Source organism: Paenibacillus sp. FSL R5-0912 (assembly GCF_000758605.1).
In the GTDB taxonomy this organism is placed as follows: domain Bacteria; phylum Bacillota; class Bacilli; order Paenibacillales; family Paenibacillaceae; genus Paenibacillus_AQ.
Genome location: NZ_CP009282.1, coordinates 1029918 through 1049741, shown reverse-complemented (window position 1 = coordinate 1049741; position 19824 = coordinate 1029918). Strand labels below are relative to the sequence as shown.

The 19824-nt window shown below is 52.9% G+C and carries 17 protein-coding genes; 10 read left to right on the top strand and 7 right to left on the bottom strand.

Features of this window, described 5'->3' with window-relative positions:
* Positions 1–15 precede the first annotated feature (15 nt).
* The 4 genes from R50912_RS04525 (at position 16) to R50912_RS04510 (ending at position 3868) form a co-directional block, all read left to right on the top strand.
* On the top strand, positions 16–696 hold the full coding sequence (locus tag R50912_RS04525) for a response regulator transcription factor (protein ID WP_042232756.1): 681 nt from the start codon (positions 16–18) through the stop codon (positions 694–696).
* Positions 684–2096: a sensor histidine kinase gene (locus R50912_RS04520; RefSeq protein ID WP_042232755.1), complete on the top strand. Its 1413-nt coding sequence runs from the start codon at positions 684–686 to the stop codon at positions 2094–2096. Before R50912_RS04525 ends, R50912_RS04520 begins: the two co-directional genes overlap by 13 nt.
* A 97-nt stretch (positions 2097–2193) precedes the next feature.
* Positions 2194–2688 carry a hypothetical protein gene (locus tag R50912_RS04515; protein WP_042232752.1) on the top strand — a complete coding sequence of 165 codons (495 nt, stop codon included), beginning with the start codon at positions 2194–2196 and terminating at the stop codon, positions 2686–2688.
* Positions 2689–3127: 439 nt separating this feature from the next.
* The gene (locus R50912_RS04510) at positions 3128–3868 is read left to right on the top strand and encodes a hypothetical protein (protein ID WP_042232749.1); all 741 of its coding nucleotides are present in this window, start codon (positions 3128–3130) and stop codon (positions 3866–3868) included.
* A gap of 84 nt (positions 3869–3952) precedes the next feature.
* Here the strand turns inward: R50912_RS04510 and R50912_RS04505 are convergent, their stop codons facing one another.
* Positions 3953–4855 carry a DUF6612 family protein gene (locus R50912_RS04505; protein ID WP_042232747.1) on the bottom strand — a complete coding sequence of 301 codons (903 nt, stop codon included), beginning with the start codon at positions 4853–4855 and terminating at the stop codon, positions 3953–3955.
* Positions 4856–5063: 208 nt separating this feature from the next.
* Here R50912_RS04505 and R50912_RS04500 point away from each other — a divergent pair, with 208 nt between their 5' ends.
* Positions 5064–6521: an amidase family protein gene (locus R50912_RS04500; protein ID WP_042232745.1), complete on the top strand. Its 1458-nt coding sequence runs from the start codon at positions 5064–5066 to the stop codon at positions 6519–6521.
* A gap of 32 nt (positions 6522–6553) precedes the next feature.
* Here R50912_RS04500 and R50912_RS04495 read toward each other — a convergent pair whose 3' ends face one another.
* Both R50912_RS04495 and R50912_RS04490 read right to left on the bottom strand, forming a co-directional pair.
* Positions 6554–6877 carry a YciI family protein gene (locus R50912_RS04495; RefSeq protein WP_052415982.1) on the bottom strand — a complete coding sequence of 108 codons (324 nt, stop codon included), beginning with the start codon at positions 6875–6877 and terminating at the stop codon, positions 6554–6556.
* 13 nt (positions 6878–6890) lie between these two features.
* Positions 6891–7448 carry an SLOG family protein gene (locus R50912_RS04490; RefSeq protein WP_042232742.1) on the bottom strand — a complete coding sequence of 186 codons (558 nt, stop codon included), beginning with the start codon at positions 7446–7448 and terminating at the stop codon, positions 6891–6893.
* Positions 7449–7845: 397 nt separating this feature from the next.
* Between R50912_RS04490 and R50912_RS04485 the strand changes: the two genes are divergently transcribed.
* Genes R50912_RS04485 through R50912_RS04475 form a run of 3 tightly spaced genes read left to right on the top strand, consistent with a single transcriptional unit; the run spans position 7846 to position 11826 of the window.
* Positions 7846–9510 (top strand): spore germination protein, encoded by a 1665-nt coding sequence (locus R50912_RS04485; protein WP_042232740.1) that lies wholly within the window; start codon positions 7846–7848, stop codon positions 9508–9510.
* Positions 9511–9539: 29 nt separating this feature from the next.
* Positions 9540–10643, top strand: a complete 1104-nt coding sequence (locus R50912_RS04480; protein ID WP_042232738.1) for a GerAB/ArcD/ProY family transporter — start codon at positions 9540–9542, stop codon at positions 10641–10643.
* Positions 10644–10662: 19 nt separating this feature from the next.
* Entirely contained in the window at positions 10663–11826 is a 1164-nt protein-coding gene (locus R50912_RS04475) for a Ger(x)C family spore germination protein (RefSeq protein ID WP_331281896.1), read from the top strand.
* Positions 11827–11904: 78 nt separating this feature from the next.
* Here the strand turns inward: R50912_RS04475 and R50912_RS04470 are convergent, their stop codons facing one another.
* Positions 11905–13935, bottom strand: coding sequence for a beta-galactosidase (locus R50912_RS04470; protein ID WP_042232733.1), 2031 nt, complete (start codon positions 13933–13935; stop codon positions 11905–11907).
* A gap of 118 nt (positions 13936–14053) precedes the next feature.
* Between R50912_RS04470 and R50912_RS04465 the strand changes: the two genes are divergently transcribed.
* A complete protein-coding gene (locus tag R50912_RS04465; RefSeq protein WP_042232732.1) occupies positions 14054–14890 on the top strand; it encodes an AraC family transcriptional regulator in 837 nt (278 codons plus the stop codon).
* A gap of 54 nt (positions 14891–14944) precedes the next feature.
* Here R50912_RS04465 and R50912_RS04460 read toward each other — a convergent pair whose 3' ends face one another.
* Entirely contained in the window at positions 14945–15859 is a 915-nt protein-coding gene (locus R50912_RS04460) for a LysR family transcriptional regulator (protein ID WP_042232730.1), read from the bottom strand.
* A 153-nt stretch (positions 15860–16012) separates the two neighbouring features.
* On the opposite strand from R50912_RS04460, the gene R50912_RS04455 reads away from it, so the two are divergent.
* Positions 16013–16246 (top strand): hypothetical protein, encoded by a 234-nt coding sequence (locus R50912_RS04455; RefSeq protein ID WP_042232727.1) that lies wholly within the window; start codon positions 16013–16015, stop codon positions 16244–16246.
* Positions 16247–16267: 21 nt separating this feature from the next.
* Here R50912_RS04455 and R50912_RS04450 read toward each other — a convergent pair whose 3' ends face one another.
* Entirely contained in the window at positions 16268–18271 is a 2004-nt protein-coding gene (locus R50912_RS04450) for a beta-galactosidase (protein ID WP_052416819.1), read from the bottom strand.
* 229 nt (positions 18272–18500) lie between these two features.
* The gene (locus R50912_RS04445; RefSeq protein ID WP_081956372.1) at positions 18501–19811 is read right to left on the bottom strand and encodes an ABC transporter substrate-binding protein; all 1311 of its coding nucleotides are present in this window, start codon (positions 19809–19811) and stop codon (positions 18501–18503) included.
* Positions 19812–19824 lie beyond the last annotated feature (13 nt).

Genomic DNA, 19824 nt, shown 5'->3' with positions numbered 1-19824 from the left:
AAGGAGGCTGAATAGATGAAATCCATTCTGATTGTTGAGGATGAGGAGGCGATTGCCCGTGTACTCGGTGCTTATCTGCGAAAAGCGGGCTTCCACGTCACCCGTGCCGCCGACGGCCGGAGTGCCCTGGAAGCCTTCGAGGTGGCGCCGCCCTCGCTGATTCTGCTCGATATTATGCTGCCGAACATGGACGGCTTCGAGCTGCTGGGACTGATCCGCGAGAAAAGCAGCTGTCCTGTCATTATGCTCACGGCCAGGGACGGCATCAATGACCGGCTGGCGGGACTGGACGGCGGGGCCGATGACTATATGTCGAAGCCGTTCATTCCCGAGGAGGTTGTCGCCCGCGTGAATGCGGTGCTGCGCCGCCCCTCGCAGTGGTCGGACGGCAGCCGCAAGCGCCATTTCGGCAGCCTGTTCATTGATTACACTGCGCGCAGTGTGTTCTTGAACGGGGCTGAGGTCAGCCTTAGTCCGCGCGATATGTCCGTGCTGCTGTTCCTGGCCGAACGCCCGAATCAGATCTGCACCCGGGACCAGCTGCTGGAGCATGTATGGGAAATGGATTACGAAGGAAGCGACCGGGCCGTTGACCTGTCCATTAAAAGACTGCGCCAGGCGCTCTCGCACTGGCCGGACAGTGAAGGAGAGATCCGTACCCTGAGAGGAACAGGTTATCAATTATGGACAACATGAATAACAGAACAAAGAAACCCACATCGATTCTCTCCTACTGGACCGTCCGCTACCTGCTGATTATCAGTATCGGGCTGCTGCTGACGGCGCTGGTAACCTTCTGGTGGATTCAGCAGGAGGCGATGAACAACCGGATGCAGACCACCGGCCTGCTGGCACAGGAGATTGCCGACCGCAGCGTCGGCACAGACGGACAGCTCGCCATCACCCAGGGCCTCGACAAGCTGGTCGAGGACCGCAAACGGTTCTTCAAGGTAACCATGGAGATGTGCGTGATCATTACCGGACCGGCGGGCGAGCTGCTGTATTCCCAGCCTCCGCTGACGGATGAAGAGATGCGGCATAAGCTGAATGATACGCTGACCGATTCGCGCAGCCCGGAATTCAAGGCCGCCGCTGCGCAGATCCAGGGAGATCAGGGAACGCTCGGGCAGGTAATTGTCCTACAGTCCAAACGTTCCCTGCGTCATATCCCGCAGGAAGAGATCACCTTCTTCTCCATCATCATTGTCTTCCTGATTATCTTAAGCTGGCTGACGATCTACCTGTTGTCGATCAAGCTGGCCAAGCCGATTCAGCGGGTCGCTGCCGCTGCTGCACAGATCAGCGGCGGCCAGTATAACATCGTTCTGGAGACCGGAGCCAAGGAGCGGGAAATCCATGAACTGCTGGTATCCTTCCAGGAGATGGCAGGCAAGCTGCAGCAGTTCGAGCAGTCCCGGGCCGTCATGCTGGCCGGAGTGTCCCATGAACTGAAGACACCGGTCACCTCTATTAAAGGTCTGCTTCATGCGGTCCGCGAGGGTGTGGTCGAGGGGGATGAGGCCGGAGAGTTCCTGGGCATTGCCTTACACGAAGCCGAGCGGCTGCAGCGCATGGTCGCGGATCTGCTCGACTATAACGCGCTGACAGCGGGCATTGTCGCTGTCCGTCATGATAGGCTGGAGGCCGCTCCGCTGCTGGAGGAAATCCTCTATCAATGGAAGCTGACCCAAGGCGAGGATGTCTGCGAACCCATCCTTCATCTGCCGGAGAGCCAGCTGTTTCTGCGGGGAGATCCGCTGCGTATCCAGCAGATTATCGTCAATCTGCTCAATAACAGCGTGCAGGCGAAGGCACAGGACCGCAAGCTTCAGTTAACGCTGGAGCTTGCGGCCACGCCGCAGAACAGCGCCGAAATCACGGTGACAGATAACGGATCGGGTATTCCTCCGGAGAGCCGGGAGCTGATCTTCGAAGCCTTCTTCCGCAGCACCGCCAAGCAGAGCGTGCTGCGCGGACTCGGGCTTGGCCTGACCTTCAGCAGGCTGCTCGCCGAAGGTATGGGCGGCAGCCTTGAGCTTGGCAGCGCCCCGCAGCAGGGCTGCTCGTTCGTGCTGCGGCTGCCGCTTGCCGGTTAAGCCGCTTAAGGGCAGTAACAGTTACGGCAGGCTATATAGTCCACTGCCCGCCGGCATGGTATAATCAACTGACGAAAATGCGAACCGGAGGCTGCATATGCTTACTTTTGAACAGAAATTAGCTATTCTTGATTCCTACCCCCAGCTGGAACGGCGGAATGTCTCGCTTGGGCGGGTGAACTACCACTTCGAGGAGAGCCGGCACGACAAGAAGACCGTTGCTTCCCATATCCACCCGAACGGCAACGGCTTCGTCTATGCCGGCCTGCTGCGTGGCTATGAGAGTGATGACAAGGGTCTCGTGAACATCAGGAATTATTCGGAAGCTGAACTGCGGGAACTGGTGGATGCTTCGATTGCGTCTCTATCCATGTTCATTCCCGATGCCCCTGCTCCGGCCAAAAGAAAGAAAAAAGCGCAGACTGGTGCTGAATCTCTATGGAAGAATGAGGATGGCCACACGCTGAGTCTCAGATTCGAGGAAGATCTGTGGTACCTGTATGCAGGCCTCCAGCTGGAGATGGCCTTCGAAACCGTAGAAGAAGCCGGGGAGTATTTGGCGGAAGAGGGATTTGTCCGGGAACAGGAGTAACTTCCTGATTACCCGCCAGCTTCCCTGTAAGGTACATTCAACGCAAAGCCTGTAAACCGCATTTTATCTGCGGAATACAGGCTTTTTTAAATCCTGCCCATAATACAACATTTCCCTCGTAATCCCGGCTATAATCGGAAATTGTTGTACAAAAGGCAGCATTCCTCTTCCCACATAGCGGTGAAGCGGGACAATTCCTGTATTTCATACAACAATCTGTCCGAACACCCAGGTATTTTAGGAAGCAAGGTTGTACTACGTACAACAATTAAGCCCATTAAGCCTAAACCCTATGAAACTTAAGAATTCCAGGTTCTCCCGGCAACGAATCCTTTATGGGCGGTTTATGTCTTTGGCAAATTTATAGTATTTATAGGGCAACCCCCTTATACTATAGCCAATGCTATGATTTCCATATTTTTCTTAAGGAGGATGAGCAATGAACAATCCGGAAGGCGGAGCTCCCTTTACGAATCCCGGAGGGCCAAATTCAGATAACGGGCAACCGCAGCCCCAGCGCAGAGCATCCGGGCAATGGGACAATCTGCTCCAGGATGAACGCGTCAGGCAGGCTAAGCGGGTCAGCAAACAGTACTGGGGATTCTTCTTGAGTGCTCTAACCCGTCCTTACAGTACGATGAAAGAGGTCCAGGCCGCCCAATTGTTGAACAGTCTGATTACAATGGGACTGACGGCAATACTGTCAGCCCTATATTTTCTCACCTGGTTCATCAAATGGGATATCTCGCCAATCATAGGACCCGGATTTCTGAAGCCGCTTCTATTAACGGCTGCAGGAATTGCCGTTGGCTGCGGGACTACTTATGCCGCACTCCGGCTGGAGAAAGTCAGCTTCGATCTCAAGCTGCTGATCGCAAGATTCGGCACTCTGCTCGTTCCCGCTGTAGCGCTGCTGGTTCTGGCTATCCTGTCGCTGATCCTCAGCCTCTATTCCTTCTCAGCTATCCTGATTGTGCTGTCCTTTCTTTTCGTCTTTGCCAGCATCAACACCGTGGCGTTTCAATATCCGCTGAACACCTCCAACCGCGGAATCGATACCCTATACCTGATTGCCACTGCAAACGTTGCAACCGGATATATATTCTACAAGCTGGTAATGTCGGTATTGGCTGGAGCAGCCTACGGACTGTTCAACAGCATGTCCCCCTTTGGCCTGTAAACATGTAATCAGCATTGCCCTGACCAAACAGGAGGACCCGGTCTACGGGTCCTCCTGTTTGGCATGCTCTTTAGTTGGGGCCGGTTACTGGGTTGCCGGCATTTGAACCTCTTGCGCCTCCAGAGCTTCCTGCGGAACCTTAATCTCCGTGATTTTGTTATGATCGCTAATGGTCGCCTTCATCTTCATATCCATCGAGACGGTCTGTTCACCGCTGATCATATCCATGACCAGATTAACATCCGATGAAGTCGGGAAATAAGTCTTCTTGTCCACGGTGTAAGCGATGTTCATGCTCTTGATATTCATCTGCTCCATCATCGCAGTCATCTGGCTGTCTACACTTCCGCTCTGGTTCAGATAGCTCTTCGCCAGATTCTTCACTTCTTCGCCCGATACTTCTGCTGTTATCAGATAATTGTCACCTTCCTCGGTGATTTTCGTCTGGTCAGCAATTTGGTTGAACTGCTCCAGCTGCTTCTCAGGATTTGCAGACTGCTGCATAGTAGCGGTCAACTGCTCAGTCATCGCAGCCGGCATTTTAACCCACTGCCCGTTCGTCAGCGAGAAGAAACCGTCTGCGGTTACGTACTGCTCCATCTTCTGTTCTCCCTGGCCTGCCAGAGTCATAACGATCTCCTGATGCATTTCCAGCGGATCTTTAGTGTATTCAGCGTTCACTGCCATCTCAATGGCCTGTTCCTGATTGGTTTCGCCCTGCTTCATCACCATATTCTGCTGAATTTGCGAGTTCATGGCGAAGCTCTTCAATTCCGATTGTGCAGCAGCCGTCTTCTGCAGCAGTTCCTCCAGAGCCGGAACGCCGGCGGTTGTCTGTTCGGCTGGGGCTGTAGTGGCGGCAGTACCGGCAGCTGCTGCCGGGGCTTCAGAAGCATCAGCAGCCGGCTGAGCCGTATCATTGTTGCCGCATGCGGTTAAGGCAGCAGACAGAATAACCCCCATGAATAATGCAGTCCATTTTCTCAAGTTGTAATCCTCCTAATCGTTATTGGCAAGATGTGTTAGTGCATGTCAACTATTAACCACGGGAGATACGCCTCTAACATTTCTTTAAGAACTAACATGAACTGTAAGAGTAACCCGGACAGCAAAAACAACACTATGAAGACAGGGAAAACTATGGTTAGATGAAGGAGAAAACCTAAAACCTAGAGGGAAAGAAGCGTGAACCCGCATGAGTTTTGAAATCGTAGAGGCTACCCTACCGGAGATTCAGGCCGCTCTGGATTCCGGAGAAATCACTTCCAGACAATTAGTCCTTATGTATCTTGAACGCATTGCAGATCATGACAAAAACGGCCTGACGATCAATTCCGTGCTGGAGATTAATCCGGATGCGCTGTTCATCGCTGAATCCCTGGACGTGGAACGACAGCTTCAGGGGCCCCGGGGACCGCTGCACGGTATACCGGTATTGCTGAAGGACAATATCAACACAGGGGATAAAATGCATACCAGTGCGGGTTCGCTGGCTTTGGCGGATTCTTTTGCCCAGGAGGATGCCTTCATTGTTACCAGGCTGCGCGAAGCCGGGGCGATTATTATGGGCAAGGCCAATATGACGGAATTCGCCAATTTCATGACGAACGGCATGCCCTCAGGCTTCAGCTCCCGGGGCGGTCAGGTGCTTAACCCTTACAATATCTCCACGCCGACAGGCGGCTCCAGCGCCGGATCTGCAGTGGCGGTTGCCTGCAATTTCTGCTCCGTGTCCGTAGGAACGGAAACCTCGGGCTCGATCCTCAATCCCGGCAACCTTGGATCGGTCATCGGCATTAAGCCTACTGTGGGAATGATCAGCCGCTCTGGCATTCTTCCGCTCTCCAATACGCAGGATACCGCCGGACCTATGGCGAGAACCGTCCGCGATGCTGTACTTCTGCTGAATGCCCTGCTTGGACAGGACAACAGTGATGCCTCAATGGGTACGAATACAGGCAGACTGCACGCGGATTACACGGTCTTCCTTGATGCAGACGGCCTGAAGGGTGCGCGCATCGGGATTCCGCGGGATTATTATTTCGAGGAGCTTACAGACGAACAGCTCGCGCTGTTCAATGCCTCAGTGGACAGAATGCGCGAGCTCGGGGCGACCATTATTGATCCGGCAGAGATTACAACTGCACGGGAGATCAGCTATTCCTCTGTGGTGCTGAATGAGTTCAAAACCTCACTTAACGCCTATTTGGCAAAACTGGGCCCGGGTGCTCCCATGCGAACCCTGAAGGATATCATTGATTTCAATCATGCCCATCCGGTAGAAACACTGAAGTTCGGGCAAGCCACCCTGCTGGATGCCGAATATACCACCTCCGGCACCCTCACCGAGCCGCAGTATCTGCGCGACCGTGCGACGGATCTGCGGCTCTGCAAGGAAATGGGTATCGATGCCACTATGCGGGAGCATCAGCTGGATGCCCTCTTATTCCCGGCTGACTTCGGCGCACGAATCACGTCAAGAGCCGGTTACCCGTCCATTGTAGTACCGTCCGGCTACACATCGGCCGGCGCCCCTTTTGGCGTAACCTTCTCGGCACGGGCCTATGAAGAGCCGGTGCTCATCCGTCTGGCTTATGCCTACGAGCAGAATTACAAGGTCCGTAAGGCGCCTTCACTGCAGAGCTTCATCTAAATTCCTTCATAGTCCCTGCAAGCTGTAAGCCGCTAATCGGTGGCTATGCCCATGTGCCTGTTGCCTTCATGGGACAGGCCCCAGGTGCGTAGTTCATAGCTGCGGATACCCGACGTTACGTACGGGTCCTGCTCGGCGATGTCTGCCGCTGCTTCGCGTGAAGCTGCGCGGATAATGACCATCCCGCCGGGACTGTCACTGAAGGGACCGCACAGCACCAGCTGTCCACTGCGCTCCAGCTCCTGCAGATGTCTGACATGCGCCCGGATGATATCCATATCTCTGCGGTCCTGTGCAGTCGGGCTCAGCAGAATAACATAACAGACATCCTCGGTAAATGCGGTTTCCTGGTTCATGACTCTCTCCTCCTCATTCGTAATCGCGCTGGCTCTCTTCGTCCGCAATGTTCTGAATCTCCTCTGCATGCATCAGATAGAGTTCATAATCACCTTCAGCGTGCAGCTTCATTGCCCGTTCCTTGGTGAATTTCGCACTGCCTTCCGCAGCATCCTCATCGTAGAACAGCAGAATCCCGTCGCTTTTGCGGAACAGCAGATCGTCTCTCGCCCTGAACTGCCAGCTACCGTCATAGGGTGCATTACTCACAGCTCCGTAGTAGTCTGCTCCGGCAATAATACGGCGGTATTCATTCTGCTTCTCTTCCTTCCACTTCTCTTCCGGCGCAGCATGGGCTGTAATGATCCCCAGCTTCAGTCCGGGGTATTGCCGTTTCAGCTCAAGCACCACCTCGCAAGCCCATAGATCGACGCCGTATTGGCCGGGAGTAATAACCCACTCCACCCCCTCCTCTATCAGCGGAGCGAGCCGGTTGGCGAGCGCTTTTTTGATATAAGGAATACCCTGATGTTTACTGTCGTAAATCCCGAGCTCATGCGCACGGTAGCCTGTTACCAGTAAGGTTTTCATGTGCAGCCTCTTTCCTGAACGCTTCATTCCTGTTCCCTGTCAAATCCACTCTATTATGCATTATATAACATTTCACCAAGCGAAACTTACGGGAAAGCTCTGCCTAACTTTAAGCTTGCTTTCAGGTTGGCCGGCAGCCCATACCCAGAGCAGTCCGGCAGCCATCTCCAGATTCATACGGACTGTATGGCGTCCGTTACCTGGCGGAGAGGCGGCGCCCGTCATTCCATTAAATTCTTATCTGTATAAGACCTATAAATAAAAACCGGATGCGTATCCACAAGAGTGCATCCGGTTTTTATTTTATATTTTTTAGAGAAAATGACTAAATCTAAGCAATCTTTGGAAAACTTCATTAACACGGATTCTTAATTTCTGCGGCTGGGGGTTGATCAGATTGCTTGCTACCATTGTATCCTATATACCCGACTGGGCAATCTTTGGTCAAGCGGGTGTTGCACTGCTCGTTCCGCTTGTCCTCGGATACTTGTACAAAGCTTTGTACCTGCTCGTAGGGAGCGGACGGGGACAGACTGGCTACGGCACCAAGACCGTTCCCCGGTCACAAGCACTGTCTGCAGCCGGGGCAAAAGCCGGCACACCGTCTGCAATCCCCTTCAGCGGCAACTACACTACCGACCTGCTCGCGGTGAAGAATGCTATCGGTGCCAACAGCGACCTGCATATCCGGGAATTTATGATTGCGAATGGCGGAGGCCGGGGAGCGCTGATCTACGTAGACGGCATGCAGAATGACAGGATTCTTAATATGCGGATTATGCAGTTTCTGATGTACGAGATACCCCGCGGACCGGTGTCCTCTGCAGAGCTTGCCAACCAGCTGCTGCCCTTCAGCCAGTTAAATGAAGCAGACAGTGTACGGAGCTTCAATAAATCCGTCCTCTTCGGCCACAGTGCCCTGCTGATTGAAGGACTGCCCTGCGGGCTCCTTATTGAGCTTCCCGGAGGAGCTAACCGTGCAATTGCAGAGCCAGTCTCCGAGGCCCTGCTGAGAGGCCCCCGGCTGGGCTTCTCCGAGGTGTTAAGCGAGAATACCTCCATGCTCCGTCGTCAGGGATTCAGTGAGCAGCTCGAGATGAAGACGTACCGGATAGGCAATACCATTCAGAGGGATATCGTTCTGGCCTACATGAAGGATATCGTCAATCCAGAGCTGCTGGAGGAGGTTAAGAACCGTATCCACAAAATAGATATCGATTTCCTGGCCGAATCCGGCTATATCGAGCAGCTGATTGAAGACAACTACCTTAGTCCCTTCCAGCAAGCCCAAAATACAGAACGGCCGGACAGGGTCATTAGCGCGTTGCTCGAAGGACGGATCGGCATCCTCCTTGACGGAACACCCTTTGCTCTGATCGTGCCGGTGACCTTCAGTATGCTGCTGCAATCACCGGAGGATTATTATGAGCGCTGGCTTCCCGGCACCAGTCTGCGGCTGCTGCGTTTTGCCGCTGCATTCCTGGCACTGCTGGCTCCTTCCCTGTACATCTCGTTCATCTCCTTTCATCCGGGACTGATTCCCACAGAGCTGGCGATCTCCATCATCAAGACCAGGCAAGGTGTCCCCTTTCCTTCCCTGATCGAAGTACTGATTCTGGAGGTTGCTATCGAGATTCTGCGGGAAGCCGGCATCCGCCTACCGAAGCCGATTGGTCCGGCCATGGGTATCGTTGGCGGCTTGATCATCGGCGATGCCGCAGTACAGGCAGGCATAGTCAGCCCATTTCTGGTCATCGTTGTTGCCGTGACTGCCATTTCATCTTTCGCTATTCCAATGTACAGTGCGGGAATCACACTGCGGCTGCTGCGCTTCGTCGGTATGATGTTCGCGGCAATGCTCGGGATGTACGGGACCATCCTGTTCTTTCTGCTGATCTGCAGCCATCTCACTAAGCTCAAAAGCTTCGGCGTACCGTATCTCACACCAGTATCACCTTACCGGCTGAGTGACTGGAAGGACCTGTTCCTGCGTGCCCCGCTGGCTCTGATGAAACGCAGACCTGTGATGATGAAAACCCGGCAGAATAAACGAAAGTCATAACTGCGCCTACACGGAAGGAGGATTGCCTAATGTTCATACGCACCGATGATAAAATCACGTCTACACAAGCGGCCGTTTTCTTGAGCAACACTTTGCTGGGTGCAGGTATTCTTACACTGCCACGCAGCGTAAGCGAAAGTGTCAAGACCCCGGACTCCTGGCTGTCCGTCCTGCTCGGCGGAGCCATCGTAATGCTGGTAGTACTCCTGATGGTGAAGATCAGTCAGCAATTCCCGGGCAAAACGGTGTTCCAATATGCCGGACAAGTTTCAGGCCGGGTGATCGGCGGAGCCTTATGCCTGCTGCTGATCCTCTATTTCATCATTATTGCCGGCTTTGAAATCCGTACAGTTGCTGAAGTGACTATGTTCTTCCTGCTGGAAGGCACCCCGATCTGGGCAATTCTTCTTCCGATAATCTGGCTCAGTACATACCTGGTGTACGGGGGCATCAATTCCATTGCCCGCGTCTTTCAGATTGTGTTTCCAATCAGCCTTATGACTCTGTTCATTTCTTATGCACTCAGCTTCCGGATGTTTGATATCAATAATCTGCGCCCTGTGCTCGGCAATGGACTGGCCCCTGTGTTCAGCGGCCTGAAATCTACTGTGCTTATATTCACCGGCTGTGAGGTTACGCTGACACTCGTAGCGTTCATGCAGAACCCAAAGCAGGCAGTCAAAGCGATGCTTGGAGGCCTTTCAGTCCTGCTCGTTATCTATTTGCTGACCGTGGTCATGGTTATTGGCGGCATCTCTGTGGATTCGGCCGTTACCAGCACCTGGCCTACAATTGATCTGATGCGCAGCTTCGAAGTTTCGGGCTTCATCTTCGAACGCATGGAATTTCCGTTCATGGTCATCTGGCTGATGCAGATGTTCTGCAATTTCAGCAGCTTCTTTTTCCAGGCCACACTCGGCATTTCGCAGATCTTCCGGCTTAAATTCCACACCATTCTTTATGCTTTGATTCCGGTTATCTTCATTTCGGCTATGCTGCCTAAATCGTTATCAGATCTGTTCGCAGTCGGGGATGCTATCGGGAAGATGGGAACCGTCCTGTTTCTGCTGGTGCCCGTACTGCTCTCAGTTATCTGGCTCATCCGTGTGAAAGGGTTGAAACAACATGTATAGAAGAAGGCTTATCCTCTTAATGTGCAGCCTAATCCTTCTGGCTACACAGACCTCCTGCTGGAGCAGTAAGGAGATTGAAGATCTGGCGTTATACACCGGCATGGCCCTGGATATAGGTGAACTCACCGATACAGAAAAGGTACTTCAAGAGCAGGGTGCAACTTATTACAAACAGAATAAACTTACGGCCACAGTGCAGGTTGTTCCAGTTAATTCTGTAGGAGGTAAGGAGCAACAGGGCAACAATACTGATTCTCAATATTTTAACTTAGCGGGAACCGGAGATTCTGTTCTGGAGATCTTCCGCCAGTTCTCTATTCGCCGGGACCATCCGATTATAGGGCATCACCTCAAGGTTATTGTGCTATCGACCGAGCTGCTCAAGCAGCAGAATATGAATCAATTAATGGACTTCCTGCTTCGCGACAATGATATCCGCCCCAGTACGATGGTGTTCTTAAGTCAAGGCCGTGCAGCGGAGACCCTTGCCTCCATGCAAAAAAATGAGATTCCTTCATTTCACATCAGAAGTATGATCCGTAACCAGATCCGGACAAGCAAGGTGCTGAGCCCGGTTATTTTAACCAAACTGGATGCCCTGATGCACTCCAAACGAAGTTATGCGCTGCAGAATCTGGTGAAGGCGAATGACGAACTTGAGTTCTCCGGTGCGGGCATTATTAAAGGGGATAGCGGACACTGGGTAGGAGCGCTGAATCAGGAGGATACCGAATGTCTCTCCTGGCTGACCAATGAGGGTGACAGCGGCACGATCAAAACCTACGATTGGAACAAAGAACCAATGACTTACGAATTAAAAGCAATGAAAAGTAAGATTAATACCAAAAAAGACGGTGACGCCCTGGCCTTCGAGGTTAAAATCACTACGGAAGGAAGGCTGATTGAAACGTGGGATGTAGAGAAATCCCCCTCGGACTTACAGCATTCAAAAAAAGCAGAAGAGCTGTTTAAAAAGCGGCTGGAGCAGATGATGCAGTCGCTGATTCAGAAGCTGCAGTCCGAATATAAGACCGATGTCGCCGGTTTCGGCACCAGACTCAGTATCCAGGAACCAGCGATGTGGAACAAGGTGAAGGATCACTGGGATGATGTATTCAGCCGGACGCCTATCCATATCACCGTTGAGCTGAAATTTACGGACTTCGGCTCCTTAACCCAATAAAAAGAACACAAAAGCCGGCGCCCTGTAATTACGGGCGGCGGCTTTTCATAACCAGGTATTATATTTACTGTTTACTGTTTATTGTTTATCCGACAAAATTAGCACTCCGCGGCCTGGCACTACAGTGGAACCGCTGCATTTCTTGCCTGATAGCAGGTCTGTCCGTTCATCAGTGCCGATATCTGCACTAAGCTCCTCTGCGGAATGGTTGAGCAGGAACAGGTAGGATACGCCATCCTTCACACGCTGAACGGACTCGATGCCTTCCGGTGCACTTACCAGTGGAGCAATACCGTTCTCTGCGCTTACCGTAGCCAGGAATGCGCGCAGGAACGCACCATCGGGACTGGTGGCTACATAATAGGCTTTGCCTTCGCCAAAGCGGTTAACGGTCAGAGCGGGCATCCCCTGATAGAAGTCAGTGCCGTACTGGGCAAGCACCTCCGCACCTTCGGAATGAATCAGATCGCAGAGCAGACCGCAGGAATAGGAACGGTTAAGCTGACCCCATTCCTGATTCATCACGATTTCATTGCGCATATCCGGCAGCAGGGCATCAATCTCTTCAGCCCAGATTCCCAGAACCTTGCGCAGCTCTCCAGGGTAGCCTCCAACGGTAACCAGATCGTTCTCGTTAACGATACCGCTGAAATAGGTTGTAATGAACGTTCCGCCCGCTTGAACGAAAGCTTCAACCTTCGCCGCAAATCCTGGCTTGATCATATACAGGACCGGTGCAATTACAACCTTGTACTTCGTTAGGTCCTCTTCTACGCCAATCAGATCCGCTTCTATATTCTGCTGATACAGCGCATCATAATATTTGTGAACCTCGTTCACATAATCTAGCGCCACCGACGGGCCGCTAGAGAGATCAAGCGCCCAGCGGTTCTCCCAGTCATAGATAATACCGATCTGTGCTGCACTGCGTGCATCCAACAGCTCATCGCCCAGCTGTTCCAGCTCCCGTCCAAGCTCAGCACATTCACGGAATACCCGGGTATGCTCATGTCCCACATGCTCAATGACCGCACCATGATACTTCTCGCACGCACCGATAGACCGGCGCAGCTGGAAGAACAGCACCGTGTCCGCGCCGCGCGCCACCGCCTGATAGCTCCACAGGCGCATCACGCCCGGACGTTTCAGCGAGTTGTACGGCATCCAGTTCTGCTGGCTTGGCGTCTGCTCCATCAGCATGAACGGCTGGCCGTTCTTCAGGCCGCGCATGAGGTCATGCGTCATCGCTGTATGGCTGACCGGTGTATCCAGAGCCGGATAATTGTCCCAGGAGATAACGTCTATATATTTAGCCCATTCGAAGTAGTCAAGCTCCGGGTAGAAGCCCATCATGTTGGTCGTAATGGGAATATTGGTACTATGCTCCTTGATGGCATCGTACTCAAGCTTATAGCATTCCAGCAGGCTGTACGACATGAATCTCCGGTAGTCCAGCGATATCCCCTGGAAGTTGGTCCGGTTGCCGTTCCACTCTTCGCTGAGCTCGTTCGGCACCACGATTTCCTCCCAGTCATAGAAGGTATGACCCCAGAAGCGGGTATTCCAAGCTTTGTTCAGTCCGTCAAGCGTTCCGTAACGTTCCTTCAGCCAGTTGCGGAAGGCAACTTCAGACTGCTCGGAGTAATCATATCCGCCATATTCATTGGAGATATGCCATGCCACCAGTCCCGGATGATCCTTGTAGCGCTCTGCCAGCTTGCCGGCCAGAAGTGTCGAATATTTGCGGTATACCGCACTGTTCGGATTGGAGTTGTGCCGTCCGCCGAATTTACGCTTCCTGCCCTGGACATCGACCCGGGTAACCTCAGGATAACGGTGAGCCATCCAGGCCGGATGCGCTCCGGTTCCGGTAGCCAGACATACATAAGTTCCATTCTTATATAGACGGTCAATCAATTCATCCAGACCGCTGAAATCGTACGTCTCTTCGGACGGCTGAAGCGCTGCCCAGTTGAACACATTAATGGTAGCGACATCGATTCCTGCCAGCTTGAACATCCGTTCATCCTCTGCCCATACCGGGGCATCCCATTGCTCCGGGTTATAATCTCCACCGTACCAAATCTTAGATAATTTCTCGTTGATCACACTTTGCACATCCTTTATAATATAAGTATATTCTTATTCTAATCACTATCGGTTCCGCTTTATATATAAAATAAACGAACTCATATATAATAATATGGAACTACAGGAGTTGACAATTATGTCTGAGAGTGCCGTGCGAAGAATCGTGTTTGCCCAGGAGAGCGGGCAGCAGCTTCCGATTACCCTCGACAGTATGGGCTATAACCCGAATCAGGAAAAAGTAACCCGTCCTCAAGGCTATCATACTTACCATTGGCTGCAGACGGAGAACGGTGAGGGCATCATCCATATCGATAATAAAAGAATCACACTCACTGAAGGCAGCGGCATTCTGCTTATGCCCGGTGTTCCACACGGCTATGAATCCCTCTCTTCCGAAGTATGGTGCACCTATTATCTCACCTTCGGCGGGACTTCAGCCCGGCATATTCTGGATTCACTCGCGATGAATACCAATCTTCTCTACCGCTGGGAGAATGAATCTCCGCTCCGCTATATGCTGAAGGAGATGCTTGACCGCCATGATGCTTCCGGAGACATGTTCAACCTGGGTGAATCTACGGACGCCTACCGGTTCCTGCTAACGCTGAACAAATATGGGCAGCTGCATAATAATACGGCAATCTCCCGCAATGTGGATAAGCTGCAGCCGCTGCTGAAATGGATGGACGGCCATTACGGAGACCCGGATGTCGGACTCTATGATCTCGCGGCACATCTTGATGTATCCGGGCGATATCTGAACAGCCTGTTTCTGCAGACCTTCGGACTCTCCCCTTATGCCTATTTCGTCCGGCTGCGTATCCGCAAGAGCAAGGAACTGCTTGTGACCCAGCCCCACCTTACGGTAAAATCCATCTCCCAGCGCGTCGGCTTCCGCGACGTCAGCCATTTCGTCGCCACCTTCCGCAAGCAGTCGGCGATTACGCCGGAGCAGTTCAGGAAGCTGCATTAAACAGCGGCACCCCAGCTAAGCCAGCTGGGGTGCCGCTGTTTGATTTTATAACTGTTAATTCACAGCACTGCCGCTGTCCTCCGTCCTATCTGCCCCGCTCACCGCTTCAGGCAGCCCTGCCTTAAGCTCTTCTATAAACTCCCGGAAAGCGCTCGTCATATAGAGGTCACGCCGCCGGATGAACACCGTCGGAACCTCTGCATACTTCTCCGGAAACGGATAAATGCGGATGCCTTCCGTTACATTCATCCTGGTGAAATAGGATAGAGGCAAGACCGCATAGCCAATTCCCGCCTTCACGCAGCCGAGGAGTCCTTCCATCGTCCCGAACTCCATCACCTTCCCAAGCCGGCAGCCTACTTCCGCGAGCCATTGCTCCAGCTTCATCCTGTACAAGCATTCCGCATTCAGGATCAGCAGAGTCTTGTCATGAATGGACCGGATGCCCTGATACTCCATCGTATCCGGAATCACAAGGCCGATCCGTTCATGGATAAGCAGCTCCTGGACAATCTCCGGATGCTCCACCGGTCCGTCCAGAAAGGCTCCGTGCACGGTATGCTGCAGGACAGAATCAATTAGCTCCTTCGCCCGCCCGACCTGCAGATGAACTTCAACATCAGGGTAACAGACCCGGTAAGTGGACAGGATGGCAGGCAGCCGGACGGCAGCCGTCGTATCCGAGCCGACCGTAATCGAGCCTTTGGGAACCGGCGAATCCAGAACCGCCTGCTTGGCTTCGTCCAGCAGCTTAAGAATCCTGACCGTATATTCCATGAACGTCTGTCCCGCTGAGGTCAGCGTGATCCCCCGGCTATGCCGGTAAAAGAGCGGAGTCTTCAGCTCCTGCTCCAATTGCTGAATTCTGGTTGTCACATTCGACTGCACATAGTTCAGGCTTTGGGCTGCTTTAGAGATACTACCTTCTTCAGCAACCGCCAGAAATACTTTAAGAAGACCCATATCCATTCCGCACCTCTCTCCCCGGATCACCCATCAGCCGTAGTGATGGCCTCCATCATTTCCCTTCATTATACATGATCTGCTGCGCAGATTATGATGGAAATATAAAAGAAGCATGCTGCCTCAGCCGAATGGCACACACGAATAGGAGCGATAACCATGGGAAACAAACAATGGAATTTCAAGGTCCCCGGTAACCCTGAGGGTAAAGAATTAGCTATAACTTCGGATCAAATCACAACGGTCTATGACCTGCTGGACATGCTACGGCAAGAAGAGCTTCAGACCCCGCAGAAGGACCAGCCTGCAGGATTGAACCCTCCACAACATAGAACCGTGGTCATTCCCTTCCTCTCGCGCATGCTGGATAAGAGACGTCATCCTTCCGCCTGAGGTTCAGCTCCCTGCCAAGCTTCAGCCTTCAGTCTCCAGAATCTCTACACCATACGCCGCAAGCTCTACCGGGCCAGTCATCAGGGTACCGGTAAAAGCGCTGCGGTAAAGCTTGTTTAGCCCTACAGTCTGAGGCGTCCGGCTAAGATTCAGCAGAAACAGCAGTCCCCCTCTCTCTCCTGTGCGCTTGAATGCCTGTACACCCTCCGGTAATTCCGGGAACAGCTCAAGCCCAACGTCTAGCGCGATATCACTCAAAAGCTTCAGCCAGTAGTTCTCCCCGGCATGTGTTCCGATATAATAAACCTGGCCCGCTCCGAAGCGGTTTACGGTGACCGCAGGAGCTCCGGCAAAGAAATCGTCTTCATACCAGGCGACCGGCTCGGCTCCCGCCGGCCGCAGAATGTCGCACCACTGGCTGCATTCATACAGAAGGCCCTCAGCGCTGCGAAGCGAATGAACTTCGCCTCCGATCGGATCATATTCCTCCACCGTTACACCCGCTGCACGGGAGAAGAGCCCTGGCAGTGGCTGCATTACACAGATGTTGTTCATATTCTTCACACCGCTGCGATGGGTAAGGATCACGATTCCGCCACCTCCGGCAAAAGTCTCCAGCAGTTGTGCAGCTTCCTCATCATGCAGGTACAGGCTCGGGACAATCACCAGCTTGTAACCCTCAAGCGGCTGCCGCCAGTCGATGACATCGCACCCGATACCAAGCTTCGTCAGCGCCCGGTGGTACTGCTTAATGTTATCGTAGTAGTCCAATCCTTCAGCCTGAGGCTGGATGCGCAGCGCAGCCAGCTGCTCATGCGAATACAGGATAGCCGCCTGGCTGATAACCTTAGTCCCCGTCAGCAGCGGAGCCAAACCGTTCACCTCACTGCATAGCTGCGCGAACTCGGCAAATCTCCGCCCGGGCACATTGCTGTGGTCGATCAGCCCATGCCAGAACTGTTCTGCCCCGGCTACGGAGCTTCTCCAGCGGAAATGCACCACGGTATCTGCGCCTCTGGCAATCGCCTGCCAGGCATAAGCGCGGATAAACCCCGGGTTAGGAGTCCGCCACATTGGGAACCAGCAGCCCGGCGGGCCGCTCAGCTGCTCCATGATCCAGAAATTGCGGCGTTTGATGCCGCGGGTCAGATCCAGGGATAGCGCGCCGCTGTAGGGAGCCGTCGTCTGCTTCTTCGGCGAAGGGTTCGGATAATAATCGAAGGCAGCCACATCAAGATCCTCAGCCAGCCCGTGCATGTCCAGCCGCTGAGGATAACTATGGAAGTTGTGGGTGATAAAGTGCTTCGGGCAGATCTCGCGCAGCACTTCCGTCTGCATCTTCTGGAAAGCGATCACCGCATCCCATTGGAACCGCTGGAAATCCAGCAGCAGCGAGGGATTCTGGAATGGTGAGCCGCCGTAAGGCACCGTCAGCTCGTCCCAGCTGCTGTACTCTCCGCTCCAGACCACAGTTCCCCACTCTGCGTTAACCTGCGCGAGTGTGCTGTACTTCTCCTGAACCCACTTGCGGAACGCCAGGTTGCAGCTGTCACAATGGCAATCCAGCATACTGAATTCATTGTCCGTCTGCCAGCCGATAACGGCAGGATGACCGCTGTAATGACGGGCCAGCGCCTCAATAATCCGGCGGCCATACTTCCGCAGCGATGCGCTGTTGTAACAGCGGTGGCCGCGTACTCCCGGATGGAATACACCTCCATCTGCGAACACAGGCAGCACATCCGGGTAGGCAGAAGTCAGCCAGCGCGGCGGTGTCGCTGTCGGCGTCCCGATCACAATCTGAATTCCGTAGGCGTGGAACAGATCCAGCGCCCGGTCCAGCCAGGCGAAATCAAAGGTCCCCTCTACCGGCTCAAGCCGGCTCCAGGCAAATTCCGCCACCCGGACCACCTTGACTCCGGTTTCCTTCATTAATTTAATATCCGTCTCCCACATAGACTCATCCCAATGTTCGGGGTAATAATCCACACCGATCTGCACGTTAGTATAGCTGTTAAGTTCCATAAGCCCCATCACTCCTCCTCATCATTCATGTACAGAAATCTTCTCCATTCGAGTATATATCAGACCGCCAGTTTCCGGACAACCAAAAGAACGCCCCCGCCTCACCTCATATGCTGAGATTGGGCTGGAGCGTCCTGGCAATCCACTTTATCCGGGTTAGGTCCTTATAAGGACTCTCTGTTTAGCACCACATTACAATTACTCGTTGTACTTGCTTTGCAGGTACTGATTATTTCTTCAGCTTATCCCAAGCTGCCTGCATGCTCTTTTCCCAGCCTGCTTCGTCCACTTTACCGGCGATTAGCTCTTGAATGGAACTTGCAAATTCTTGAGTTACACCATCAGGGAATTTCGAAGCCTGAAGTCCGTAGACTTTACCCTCTTGAACATAGTTCCATACATCCGCACCCAGAAGACCGATATCTTCAGGTGTTGCCGGAATGGTGGACAGGGCAGGGATGAATTTCCACTTTTGAACGAGATACTCTTTACCCATGTCGGAAGTTACAAGCCAGTTCAGGAAGGTCTTAGCTTCTTCCTTAGATCCGGAATCCTTATTCACGACTAGGTTGGCAGGAACCCCTACAGACAGCTTATCGTTCATCGCAGGATCGTCGTTGATTGGCATAGGGAACATACCGATGTTCATGCCAGGGGTGATGTTGTCAACCAGAGTCTGTGCCCAGTTGCCTTCCTGCATCATAGCGGTTTCGCCATTGGCGAACATAGCCAGGTGAGTATTAGCATCTGTAGTCAAAGGATTCTTCTGTCCGTATTTCACAGTCAGGTTAAGCAGGTTGCTCCAATCCTTGAATTTCTCGTTGCCCACGATGGTGGAAGTTCCGGCGTTCAGGCCGTTGATGAATTCATCCACATTATCCTGCTGTGCAAATGCTACGCTGATGCCCTGGATACCCAGCAGCCACCATTCCTGGTATGCGTTTCCGAAAGGAATAACATCGATCGCCTGCAATTTTTTTGCTGCTTCTTCAAGCTCAGTGATTGTTTTTGGCGTTTCAGTGATACCGGCTTTGGCGAACAGATCCTTGTTGTAGACATAACCAATACCTTCAAGGTTCATCGGCATACCATAGGTTTTGCCATCTTTAGTCATTGGCTCAGCAGCCAAAGGAATCAGATCCTTCACCCAAGGCTGATCGGACAGATCCTCGAGCTTGTCAGCCCACAGTGCCATTTCAGCGTAACCGCCGTTCGAGAAAATGTCAGGAGCATCGCCGGAAGCGAATTTCGTCTTCAGGGCTGCCCCATAGTCTGCGCCGCCGCCAACCGTTTGAATGTCCAGCTTGATGTTAGGGTATTCTTTCTCGAATTCAACCTTCAGTTCATTCAGGCCTTCCACGATTTCGGTCTTGAACTGGAAAATCTTAACCGTTTTCACAGCGCCGGAAGTGTTGCCAGCGCTTCCATTCGAAGCACCATTCGAAGCATTATTGTTAGTGTTGTTGCCACCGCATGCCGCAAGCACGACAGACATCAGCATTACGCTGGACAGCATCACTGCAGACCGTTTCTTCATCATTTGTATTTCCCCC